Origin of the sequence: Coprococcus intestinihominis (assembly GCF_040096555.1) — a bacterium.
Classification (GTDB): domain Bacteria; phylum Bacillota; class Clostridia; order Lachnospirales; family Lachnospiraceae; genus Coprococcus_A; species Coprococcus_A intestinihominis.
Map to the genome: position 1 here is coordinate 1 of NZ_JBBMEK010000078.1, position 12,600 is coordinate 12,600.

At 43.5% G+C, this 12,600-nt stretch carries 12 protein-coding genes and 1 pseudogene; all 13 read right to left on the reverse strand.

What is annotated here, in order from left to right; all coding sequences use genetic code 11:
* Positions 1 to 1,358 (reverse strand): ABC transporter substrate-binding protein (locus tag WMO25_RS07790; RefSeq protein ID WP_349084845.1); only part of this gene is annotated, 1,358 nt, incomplete at its 3' end.
* 50 nt (positions 1,359 to 1,408) lie between these two features.
* Positions 1,409 to 2,221, reverse strand: coding sequence for an ABC transporter permease (locus WMO25_RS07795; RefSeq protein WP_349084847.1), 813 nt, complete (start codon positions 2,219 to 2,221; stop codon positions 1,409 to 1,411).
* A complete protein-coding gene (gene nikB / locus WMO25_RS07800; protein WP_178439184.1) occupies positions 2,218 to 3,153 on the reverse strand; it encodes a nickel ABC transporter permease in 936 nt (311 codons plus the stop codon). Before nikB ends, WMO25_RS07795 begins: the two co-directional genes overlap by 4 nt.
* A 27-nt stretch (positions 3,154 to 3,180) precedes the next feature.
* Positions 3,181 to 3,993 carry a class I SAM-dependent methyltransferase gene (locus WMO25_RS07805; protein ID WP_221717643.1) on the reverse strand — a complete coding sequence of 271 codons (813 nt, stop codon included), beginning with the start codon at positions 3,991 to 3,993 and terminating at the stop codon, positions 3,181 to 3,183.
* Positions 3,994 to 4,407: 414 nt separating this feature from the next.
* A complete protein-coding gene (locus WMO25_RS07810) occupies positions 4,408 to 5,250 on the reverse strand; it encodes a hypothetical protein (protein WP_349084848.1) in 843 nt (280 codons plus the stop codon).
* 150 nt (positions 5,251 to 5,400) lie between these two features.
* On the reverse strand, positions 5,401 to 7,167 hold the full coding sequence (locus tag WMO25_RS07815) for a glycoside hydrolase family 3 N-terminal domain-containing protein (protein ID WP_349084849.1): 1,767 nt from the start codon (positions 7,165 to 7,167) through the stop codon (positions 5,401 to 5,403).
* Between the two features lie 110 nt (positions 7,168 to 7,277).
* A complete protein-coding gene (locus WMO25_RS07820; RefSeq protein WP_349084850.1) occupies positions 7,278 to 7,583 on the reverse strand; it encodes an AzlD domain-containing protein in 306 nt (101 codons plus the stop codon).
* Positions 7,573 to 8,292: an AzlC family ABC transporter permease gene (locus tag WMO25_RS07825; protein WP_349084851.1), complete on the reverse strand. Its 720-nt coding sequence runs from the start codon at positions 8,290 to 8,292 to the stop codon at positions 7,573 to 7,575. The genes WMO25_RS07820 and WMO25_RS07825 overlap by 11 nt, the downstream gene beginning before the upstream one ends.
* Positions 8,293 to 8,538: 246 nt before the next feature.
* A complete protein-coding gene (locus tag WMO25_RS07830) occupies positions 8,539 to 9,441 on the reverse strand; it encodes a LysR family transcriptional regulator (RefSeq protein WP_117526689.1) in 903 nt (300 codons plus the stop codon).
* Positions 9,438 to 10,013, reverse strand: coding sequence for a DUF308 domain-containing protein (locus tag WMO25_RS07835; RefSeq protein ID WP_349084853.1), 576 nt, complete (start codon positions 10,011 to 10,013; stop codon positions 9,438 to 9,440). Before WMO25_RS07835 ends, WMO25_RS07830 begins: the two co-directional genes overlap by 4 nt.
* 25 nt (positions 10,014 to 10,038) lie before the next feature.
* Positions 10,039 to 11,229 (reverse strand): AI-2E family transporter, encoded by a 1,191-nt coding sequence (locus WMO25_RS07840; protein WP_349084855.1) that lies wholly within the window; start codon positions 11,227 to 11,229, stop codon positions 10,039 to 10,041.
* An 18-nt stretch (positions 11,230 to 11,247) separates the two neighbouring features.
* A complete protein-coding gene (locus WMO25_RS07845) occupies positions 11,248 to 11,760 on the reverse strand; it encodes an SLOG family protein (protein ID WP_015513486.1) in 513 nt (170 codons plus the stop codon).
* Between the two features lie 553 nt (positions 11,761 to 12,313).
* A pseudogene (locus WMO25_RS07850) lies at positions 12,314 to 12,600 on the reverse strand (radical SAM protein); the annotation flags it as partial.

The window sequence follows — 12,600 nt, forward strand, 5'->3', positions numbered from 1 at the left end:
CTGTAATGGCCATAATTATCAGTACCATCTGATACAAACAACATATTGATCAGATACTGAGCATTACCTGTTGGTGCAAGGGCATAACTCAAAGCTGCAATATCAAAGTTTCCAGCCTGAAGTACATCATCCAGTACATCATAAGTCTCAATACTTAACTTAATTCCAATTGCTTCCAGCTCCGGCTGCAGCATATCTGTCATTTGCAGTAAACCTGTGTTGTAGCTGTATGTAACCAGTTTTAATTCCAGAGGTTTTTCCGGTGTGTAACCTGCAGCTTCTACCAGTGCTTTGGCTGCTTCTGTATCGTACTTATCAACAGAAAGATTAATGCCATCCGTACCGCCATAACTCAATGTATCCGGATAAATGCCATATGATGGTTTTGCATATCCTGCAAATACAACATCTGCATAGCCCTCACGATCAATACACATACTGATGGCTTTACGAATATTCACATCCTTCAATGCTTCTGATTCAAGATTGAACTGAAGGAACTGGGATCTTGTTGATGTTGCTGCACCAATTGTATAGGTATCTGTATCAGAGAAAAGTGAAGCACTTGCTGCCGGCAGCTGTGCAATCATATCAATTTCTCCATTCTGAAGTGCCATATTTAACGCATCTACATCATCCATAATTTTCAGTTCAATATGATCAATTGCCGGTTCTCCGCCCCAATAATTGCTGTTTTTGTCCATCTTTACTTCTGTCATAGCTGTGAAAGCAGTCGCCACGTAAGGTCCTGTACATGATGCCCCAAGTTCAGGATCAATCTCACTTTCCGCGTCATAAACGCCAAACATAGGATCACAAAGATCATTCAAAATTGTAGGATTCGCTTCTGGTGTATGAATCGTCAATATCTGGCCGTCAGCCTCCATGGAATCAATTTTCAGTGTACTGGCCGCCCGGGTATTATTGCTATAGGTTCTTTCAAAACACTTCTTTACAGCTTCTGCAGTAACGGCATTACCATTGGAAAATGTGATGCCATCCTTCAATGTGAATACCCATGTTGTATCATCCGTATTCTCATAGCTGTCAACCAGCCATGGCTGAGGTGCCAGATTATCATCTAATCTGAACAAGTTCTCACTAATACCATAAATGGACATAATCCATCCATCCCAGTTGTTCGCAGGATCCAGACTCTCTGCGCCGAAAAATCCTGTTGTTGCACCGGCTTTCAGTGTTTTCTCACCATCACCTTCAGAAACAGCACTCTCAGCTGCTGTTTCTGACGCACTTGTCTCCACCGCCTTTGTTTCATTGCTCCCACCATTACTGCCGCAGGCCACAAGGCTAAACACCATTGCTGCTGTCACAGCAATCGTTAATAATTTCTTTTTCATTTGATTACTCCTTGTTCTTTTTTATATAAATTTAAAATGTTACCCTTTTATTACCCTTCATCAATCACATCACGAAGTGCATCTCCCAATAAATTGAATATAACAACTGTAACCAACAGCGCCAGCCCCGGAAATACAATACACCATGGCGCCTGTTGGATAAATGTTTTCGCCTCGCTCATGGTGGCTCCCCACTCCGCTGTTGGTCTGGACGGCCCCAGCCCAAGAAACGATAAACCGGCCATACTCAGTATAAAACTGCTGACATCCAGAGCAGCCGTCACAATAAGCGGTGAAACCATATTCGGCAGTATATATTTAAAAATAATTGCCGTCGGTCCTGCACCGCATATTTTTGCTGCCCTTATATACTCAGAATCTCTGATTGACAAAACCAGGCTTCGGGACAGTTTTGCATAAGTGATCCAATAAACAGCCCCCAGCGCCAGCACACTGTTTTTTAATCCTGTTCCCAGCATTCCGGCTACTGCAACTGCCAGAATAAAATTCGGAAAAGCCTGAAAAACCAATGTAATCTTCATTAATATCCGATCCACAATACCACCGGCATATGCTGCTGTAACACCAACTGCCGTTCCGATAATAAATACAGCAATAACGGCAAGAACAGCCGCATAAAGGGATGTCGCTGCGCCATAAAGAATTCTGCAGGCAACACACCTTCCCAGATTATCTGTCCCAAAAATATACTCTCTGCAGGGTGCCTGAAAAGCCTGACGCACATTGGTACGAAATGGTTCATGAATCAAATGCCCCCGCACGATCCATGCACCCAGCAAAAGGCCTGCACAAAGTACCATCAGAATTATCAGTCTGAACTTGATCATTTTTTTCTTTTTCATTTCTGTCTCCTCCTGCCTGTCCTCGGATCCAGCAAAGGATACAGAAATTCAATCAGATAATTGATACTCAGATAAATAACTGCCATCCAGACAACATAACTCTGTATCACCGGATAGTCTCTGGCTGTAATCGCATCTACTGCCAATTTGCCGACTCCCGGCCATGAAAAAATACTCTCCACAATTGTTGTACCACCAAGCATACTGCCAAAAGATATCCCGATCAAAGTCACTAATGGGCCTCTGCAATTACGCAGTACGTGTCCAAATAAAATCTGCCGTTCAGACATACCTCTTGCCCTGAGGCCATCTATATAGGATCCCTGCATTTCTTTTCTGATAATGGCTCGCACCTGACGTATATACCAGGCTGACAAGGTCAATGCCAACGTCAAAACCGGCATAACAAGTCCTTTCAGACTAAGACTTCCGATCACCGGAAATAATTTTATCTTTAAGGACAAAAAATACATCAGTAAAAGTGCCAGAAAAAAAGACGGAAGCGAAGCAAATAGATAAGTCACCATCTGGATCAGGCGATCTGCTTTGCCGCCTGCATACCACGCACACCAGGTACCTAAAGGAATAGAAAGCAGCATTGTAACCCCAAGTGCTGTCACTGTCAGAATAAGTGTTCCTGGAATCTTTGCTGTCATTTCACTTAATACTGGCCGATTGGACTTATAAGAAGTGCCCATATCACCCTTGCATAAGTCCATCAGCCAATCACCATACTGAACAATCATCGGTCGGTCAAGTCCCAGCTCATGCCGGGTGGACTGCAGCGCTTCCTCACTGGCTTTTACCCCCTGATTATTCAATAGTATCTGTGCCGGATCTCCCGGAGACAGATAAGACAGGAGAAACGATAAAAATGTAATGCCTATGATCAACAGACAAAAGCCTCCCGCCTTTTTTATCAAAAATTTCATAAATTTGCCAAAACCTTTCTCCTCTATCTATACCATCGCAGCCTGAAGTCTCAGCCGCTCTGTCTGCTGTACCGGTGCTTTAGTACACGCAACCATAAACATCGGTGTAGAACCATTATTCACTTTTTCAGCCTCACACCAGACACGCTGCCACACCTTTTCATCCAGCTGTATCTGTATACCATTTAATTGTTTAAGAATCTGACGATCCCATTCCGGACGCTGAATGTGGCTAAGCGGCACCTGACGTGCAATTGCCTCCATTGCTTCAATGTCCGTACACGTATAGTCATCATGCATTCCAAGACTGCTGACCTTATTGCGATCCGCCTCATATGCAGCTCTTTTCTCTTCATCAAATAAATGATGATACCAATTGGCATCAAAATTCAAAAGAACGCCGCCAGGCTTCAAAACACGCATCCATTCATAGTATGCCCTATCCGGATGTTCCAGATTCCATGTTACATTTCGACTGACAATCATATCAAATGTATTATCAGCGAACCGAAGCGCCTGTGCATCCATCTGATACCATTCGATTTTATCTGCCAGGATACCGGCATTGTTCTTTGCTTTTTTCAGCATTTCTTCTGTATAATCAATAGCTGTCACCTGATAGCCGGCTCTTGATAAGATAATTGAAAAAAAACCTGGTCCTGTTCCTATATCCAGAATTCTTATCCCTTTTCTTTCCACTTTTGGCATATGTTCTTCAATGACCGACAACCAGACCGGCCATTTTTCACCTGCCAGTTCTTCAAGATTCACCTGCGAATAGCCTTCTGCACGATTTGTCCAATACTTTTCAATATTCTTTAATAATTCATCCTTCTTCATCGACTTCTCCTTCAATTACGCCTCTACATAAAATTAAAGTATCTGTTCAGAGCTAACCTCCAAAATGCTACGCATTTTATACCTGCTTTTTGAAATTTTGCTTGGCTCTGAACAGTTACAAATTAAATAATGTTGTATTTACAAACGTAAAAAGCTCCTGTCCAAAAGGACAGGAGCTTCATACTCCACTATCATACACTGCCTGTGCATATATCTGTTAAAATAAATATACTGGTAACTGTTCAAAGCTAACCTCCAAAATGCTACGCATTTCGTCGGTGTGGCGTATCCGCCAAATAATTATTCATATGCGTACTTCATATACGCTAGTTCATATAAATATTTTACTGGAAATCACATGCTGTGTCAATACATTTATATCTTCTGGCTATACATCAAATGCATAAATCTATGCTATTTCGCTGTTTCTTCAGTCTGCTGAGTCTCTGTCCCGGATTCCAGAACCGTCTCCAATGCCTCCGCAGGCTCATCGCCTTTAACCGGCACCTCAATCTCAATAGAATCCAACATCTCTGACAGTTTCTTGCTGGCACTCTCAGCGACAACTTCTTTGCTGCTTTCAGCTGCTGTCTCTGTACCTTTGACTGTTTCTTCCGTCTCCCGAACACTCTCAGTCTCTGCAGTATCTTCACTCTCTTCGGTCGCTTCTGTCTCTTTGAAATTCTTGTTCTCTTCAAACCACTGGACTTCAAAGAGCAATGCATCACCATTGGCCAGTTCCACCAGATACTGATTATGATACTTAAGGTTCTTGCCGCCATCCACTTCTTCCGTTGTCGGCTGGCAAACTGCGCTGTAAGCCTTGACTCCGATAGTAGTCTGCTGTGCAGAATTGTTGAAAATCTGATCCATCACCGTCTGAATATCTTCATTCTTGATCTTCATGGCCGCGAAAAAAACCGGCTTTGAAGAAAATGTCTGTCCTCTCAGACCGATTTCATCATAATCTCCTGTGCGATTATATTCAAATACGGTGTCATCATAAATCACACTGTAACCCAGGCTGCTCTCAAACACTTTCTTGGTCTGTGTACTGCCTTCTGTGACTTTATCTGATTCCACACTTTCACGCACAGTTTCCGGATTTGTCTCCGTCTCCTGTGCAGTCTCTGTCAATTTCCCTGAATCGGATGATGTCTGCGTATCTGCATTGCCGGTATATGTCTTCTCACACCCTGTCAAAGCCAAGAGCATTACCAGCAGCATAAATAACATGATTCTGGTATGTCTTCTCATATACTCCTCCTAATATATCTTACAGACAAATGGAAAAGCCAACCCTCTGTCCTGTCTGTGTATCGAATATACAGCAGATTCCCGAAAACGTCAAGTCTTTAACAGGAATACGGGCATTATTTTAGAAGAAGTTTATACTTTGCCCTGTATCTAATAGTCACTGACGCTCTCTGACTCTGTCGTATCTGAGGATTCATCCTGCATGGAAAGCTTCACTCTGAGAATTCGGTAAATAGATTCATCCAGGCGATCCTCTGTGATATCTCCTTTCTTAACTGCCTTGAGTACGCCTTCGTAGGCTGCTTCCAAATCATCCGGTTCAAGCAGAAGATCAGCCCCGGCCTGAATAGCCTTCACCGCTGCATCCGCTGCACTGTAGTTCTTCACAATGGTCTTGTCGTTCAGATAATCTGTCATAACAATTCCCTTAAATCTAAGATCCTTGCGAAGGACCTCGCTGATCATCTTCTCAGACAACGAAGCCGGTGTATCATCACCTGTCACATTCAGCACAGAAATATGTCCCACCATAACAAAATCCAGTCCCTGTGCAATGGCATTGCTGTACGGCAGGAATTCCTTCTTCTTCAGCTCATCCAGTGAACTGTTGATCACCGGAAAACCGGACATGTTCGAAGATGCTGCACCGTATCCCGGGAAATACTTCATAGCCGCATTCACATCTTCCTCCTGGATACCTCTTATAACCTCCAGTGCCATATCGGAAACCGTCTGGGCATCAGTGCCAAATGTACGATCGCCGATGCCGGTACTGTTGCCGGATAAAACATCCGCAACCGGTGCCAGATCAAGATTCAATCCATATGCTGACATCAGACTGCCGATGGACTTGCCTGCTTCATAGGCATTGGTACTGTCATCCTTGCGCCCGATTTCAGACATGGACGTTGCACCGCTATGTACCGAATTTGCTGATGATGACGAATAGTCACTGTCGTCATCACTGTAGCTGTTCTCGTAGTATTCATCCAGATTGTCATTATTGCCGAGAACAGATGCGCTTCCGCCCTCTTCGGCTGCTGCCAGGAAAAGCGGAAGACCGGATATGTCTTCACTGTAAGACTGCAGATTATCTGTCATCGTACCAAACTGGCTTGAAGAATCAATATTATCCTTCTCAAACACAATACCGCCCACCGGATAATCCTGTAAAGCCTGATAGGTCATATCGCCCGCATACTGTACAGAATCCACACCGGTCAGTGTCTCCGGAGAAACAACAAATAACTGTGCCACCTTCTGCTCCAATGTCATCTTGTCAATGATAGCCTTGATTGCTTCACTGTCACCGCCGGAATTACTCTTAAATGCCTGCCATGAATCACCGCCGTCTGCACTGTAGCTGATGGTCGTCTCATTGGTACCGAGATTCTCATTGACCACTGAACATACATAGACGATCTCATTCTCACTGATCATCTCCAAATGATTGCTGCCATTTAAGTCAAACCATACATCCGCGGTACATTTATTCCATGTCTCACAGCCATCTTCTGTTTTATAGGCTTCATAGAATGCACTGTCCGTGCCTTCTCCCAGAGACTTCAGCAGATATCCATGCGCCTTATCATAAAAAATGACACTGATGTAGTTGTCACTGCCTTCTTCATAAAACGGATTGGTAAACTTGACCTTAAAATCTCTTCCTTCATAAGTAATGGTCTTCATCTGCTTATTCATGTGAAGCAGCTCACCATCATACACCCAGTCCGCATCACTGTCTTTGGATGCCTCCGCTGCCTTTGTATCTTCTTTATCAGACAGACTCTCTTTCTGATCCGATAGTGTCGATTTCGCCGTACTGCTGTCAGACCCATGCCCCTTGATCATGAAGACACTCAGTACAGCAATCAGAATAATCAAAATCGTTGTTGTCACTGCAACAAGCTTTTTCATTCTTTCTCCTCCTGTCATAATGTACATAGGAAAATAATACCATAATCATTACAGGAAAAACAGCTGAATTTTACAAAAAAGTATAAAATTCAGCTGTTTTTGAATACGATTTAAAGAATAAGCAAAAGGACATAAACCACTGCGCTGGCAGAAATGGCAACAGTAAACAGGCTGCCGCCCGCAAGTGCCACAATCACGCCGGCCACTACACCGGCTGCCGCTGCCGGAATACAGTCCACTGCAAAAAACACAGCCGGGAAAGTCATCGCTGCAAGCACCGCATATGGAATATAGGTCAGAAACGACCGTACAAAACGATTGGTGATCTTCTTCTTGAAAACGACCAGCGGCAGAACACGTACAAGATATGTCACCGCAAACATGATAAAAAGATAAATCCAGTAATTATGCTGCATGTTCGGCCTCCTCTTCTTCTGACACCGGATAAAGCAGTGCGCCTACCGCGGATGCTGCCACCGCACAGATAATAATTGAAAATCCGTCTGTAATGAATGAAAATACCGGCACAAAATGGATGATGCTGCTCAGCAGTACCGCCACACATACAACCACAAGAATCGGATGTTCCTTCCGCATAGCAGGAATAATAATCGCCAGGAACATGCCGTAAATCATAATGCCCAATGCGTTGCCGAGAGTTGTCGGCAAAATATTGCCGCAGATAGCCCCTACAAGGGTGCCGCCTGTCCATCCGATATACGGAAGAACGGCCAGACCAGTCATATACGCAGGTGTTACAGTCTTATTCCGGCTCATAGCCACCGCAAAAATCTCGTCCGTATTGCAGTGACCCAGGATCAGCTGCTGCCACCGTTTAAATGTCGGATCCAGCTTCTGTGACAAAGAAATACTCATCAGCGCATAGCGCATATTAATGACCAGTTCCGTCACCATCATTTCAACATAGGACCCCGATGCCGCTATAATCCCGATCCCCGCAAACTGTCCGGATGATGTCAGGTTCGTCAGCGAGATCAACACGGCTTCCCACCAGCTGATGCCCGAAGCAACCGCTGTCAGTCCAAATGAAAAAGAGACTGAGAAATAACCAATTGCAATCGCAATGCCATCTCTCAGTCCTCTCTTAAATGCCATCAAATTCATATCTGCAATCCTCTTTCCCAAAATTCCGTGATATCTTTACACCGTTTTGTAACAGAAAGCCCGGCCTGACAAAGTTAATAAAAATTAACTGTATTGAGGGAACGTCAGTCCGGGCGGTGAATAATTCATCACATATTATACTTATTTTAAACCATTTTCCAAAATTTGCATAATTCCAAAAAAATATAGCTTGCTATAGTCATCGGCTATAGCAAGCTCCTATTATTACGACAACAGCATCTGCCGTTATTCGATCAGATATTTTTTTAAAAATTCGAGGTATTTACGGCCGATCTCGCTCCGGACCGAATCTTTCATTGCGATCGCCCCGATATGGATCGTCTCATCCAACGCCAACGGCTTACAGATCAGATCCCCGCCGCCCAATTCTTCAATATAAATACCTGCACTCGGTGTATAGCCGTTCAGACCGAGAATCAGGTTAAAACATGTTGCCCTGTCCGTCACACGAATGGACTTCTTATGCTGAAATGTACTGAGGACCTCTTCCGCAAAATAAAAAGAATTGCTCTCGCCCTGTTCAAAATAAATATACGGATAAGGTTCCAGATCCTCCATCCGGATCAGATCCCGATCTGCCAGGGGATGTCTCGCTGAAATAAAAATGTAGGGCTTCGTTGTATACATCTCCGTAAAAGTCAGATTATACTCCTTCAAAGTCCGCATAATGACCTTCTTGTTGAAATCTGCCAGATACAGGATTCCCAACTCACTTCGACCATTTTTGACATCTTCTATAATGTCATATGTCTTCTTCTCCGAAAGTGCCAGATCATACTCATCCGGCCCATATTCCTGCACCAGATCAATAAATGCCCTGACCGCAAAGTTATAATGTTGGGCAGATATATGAAAATACTGCTTTTCCGGTTCCTTATTGAGGTACTTGTCCTCAAGCAGTACTACCTGTTCAATGACCTGCCTTGCATACCTGAGAAATTCTTCTCCTTTATTCGTCACACGGATGCCTTTATTATTGCGGATAAACAGCTGAATTCCCAAATCATTCTCCAGATCATGCATGGCATTGGTCAGGCTGGGCTGTGAAATATACAGCACCTTTGCCGCCTCATTAATGCTCCCTTTCTCGGCAATGGCAATGACATATTTTAACTGCTGTAGTGTCATTTTATTTCCTCATCCGTCTCTTCAGCTTTACCATCCACATAATATGCAGATGCCTTTTTAGAAACATAAATGGTTGTAATGAGGTCTGTCACACCGCTGAAAAGGAATCCGATGCCCACAAGACGCATCAGCCATGCCACGGTTGAAAACGGATTCAGTATGACAATTAAACCGATAAAAATATTCACCGCTGATGTCAGACCGATCCGCACCCATGTATCAAATCCCATTCGTTTCAGATCGAAAGCATGCTGCAGTTTCAGAATACCGCTGAGGACAACACCGATTCCCAGAACAACGGGCAAAACAGAAACCACAAGTTCCGATTTCACACAAATAAAAATACCGATGCAGACAATCACCAGTCCTTTGATCAGATCATTATTGCCCGCTGCCAGTTCCTTCCTTAGAAAATAACCGATCAGGAAAAACGCACCAATAATGATCACCAGAATACCAATCACATTGGCAATCGTGACCAGCGTCAGCTCCGGCATCAACAATAAAACAAGCCCGCAGATCAGCAGGGCCACTGCACCGCCAATCTCCTGTACTTTCCAATTCTTCAACATCTTTATCACTCCTAATATTTTGCTTTTATTCTTTGCGCGGATATTCATGCTGATAATCATCAAACATCTTTGACTTGCTTCGAAGCTCCAGGCCTCTGATGATCAGCTGTCTGATCAGATCATAAATAACCGCAAAAACAGGTACGCCAATGATCATGCCGACAAAACCGAATAAGCCGCCGAAAAGCAAAATGGAGAAAAGTACCCAGATACCGGATAATCCCGTACTGCTTCCAAGAATCTTCGGCCCGATGATATTGCCGTCCACCTGCTGCAAAATCACAATAAAAATAACAAACATCAGACAGGACATCGGACTGACCGTCAGCAAAATGATTGCCGATGGGATAGCGCCGATGTATGGTCCAAAAAACGGAATGATATTCGTCACACCGACAATGACACTGATGAGGATCGCATAATGCAGCCCCATGATCATCATTCCAATATAACAAATACCGCCGATAATAGCTGAATCCAACAACTTACCACCAATAAATCCCGAAAAGACTCTGTCCGCAAAACGTATCTCTTCGATAATCTTATCCGCCCAACGCTCCTTAAACAGACTGTACAACAACAGTTTGCCCTGCTTTTTGAATTTTCTGCGTCCATACAAAAGATAAATAGCCACCACCAGACCAATGAACAGATCCATAAAAATTCCTGCCACATTGATCATACTGTCAGATAAACCGGTGAGGATCATATTCATATACGGAAGAATACTCTCCTTTAACCATCCTGAAAGGGACTCTGTGCCTGCATCCGACAACTGCATAATATAATTCCGGATCACTTCATTGCCTTCAAACAGATGATCCACCATATGACTGATACTCTCGATCATCTCCGGCAGTGACCGTGCGATCCTCGCCACACTCAGTGCCAACTGCGGAAGCAGCATAGCCAGGACTGCATAGATGACCACCAGACCTGTCACAATACTTCCGATCACACTCACTGTACCGATCAGCTTCTGCCGCTTCGGATGCCAGTGTTTGTTCAAAAAACGCTCGTAGGTATTACACAGCGGCTTCAGAACATAGGCAATGCCTGCACCATATATAAACGGCATCAGTATATTCAATATCTTGCCGATCAGACTTCGCAGCGCATCCATTCTGAATAATATAAAGAAGAACAGAATACTCAATGCCGCTGTACAGAATACGGCCAGTATCATTGCCAGATATTTTTTAAATTCTTCTTTCAACAAATTACCTCTTCTTTCTTATAAATGCATCCATTGGATCTGACGGATCTCCACACCGCTGGATCTCGCATAAAGCAGCGCATCCTTCGTACCGCTTGGTCCTTTGCTGTCATCGTCATAGACAATGATCATCCGCTCACTGGCATCCACCATATAGCAGTCCCGCAAAATATAATCCGCTGCCTCATCCGCACCATCTGATACAACCGTCACACGATCCGCGGCTTCCTCAATGGCCCGAAGTCTCCGACCATAATCATTCTGCAAATGTTTGTTATAATCCGCAAAGGGCTTCGCAAGCTCCAAGTTAATCTCCGGATTCGTTTTCTTTTTCTCCAATACAATCTCAGCGGCCCATGTGTCAACACCGTCAGCGCCGCCGACAATAAAATAAAAGAATCCGTCCGCTACAGCCTTGTTGATTTCAGCTTCCAGGGCTGCTTTCAAATGTATACAGGCCGGATCAGACTCATTCTCTTTCCATGGAAAATAAAAAGGCCTGTGACCCGAAAAAGCACATCTTTTTGACATAACTAAAACCTCTCTTCATTGGTTCAGTATATATTACCCGAAGCAAATACGCAATACTAAAAAGTGAAAACTGTTCACCGCCACCCCTGGAAACGCAAAAAAGAGCCATCCGACGTTATATATAATCATCAGATGACCCTTCACTGGTGTTCTTCTGTACAGTACATTGGACTATACTCCTTTCTTCAGTTTCGGCTTAAAAAATTAAAATAAACTTTCTGGTGGTCCGTACCTCCTTCTTCACTTTTAGACACTTGGTATAAAGCTACTTAGAATTTTGGAATCAGTCCTTTCTACTCTCGTGAGTTATTTGTTAATTTCTTCTGTTGCTTTCTTTTTATGCTTTAATTATAGCATTATTTTTTTATTTGTCAATATATTTTCTGTAAATATTTTAATTTTCTGATATTTTTTAGATTATAGAAGTCGACGGCTCTGATGATTTCATCAGCCACAGTTATGATTTTTTTCAGTACCACCATGCTGATACCAAAAGGCACTTATTCAGACACCGGCAGCAAAATCTGCCAGCATCCGAGTAAGCGCCTTTATTCTAAAATCTTCTCCAACGTTCTTCTCTGTATTTGCCCTGCTCTTCTACCTGTCGCAGATACGCTAGCATAGACGGAATATCCTCATTCAGTGTTCCTTTCAGGATAACATAATTCGATGCATGATTGGACCTGAAAACCGTACCCTCGGAATCCACATTCTGAAGAAACAATTTCATCTCTTCCACCACATCCTCCGGATTGAGAAGTTCCAGCTCCCCGGAAACAATCTTCGAATAAACCGGTGCCTGTGGATCGATCATCAATGTCAGGAATCCAACATAATCCG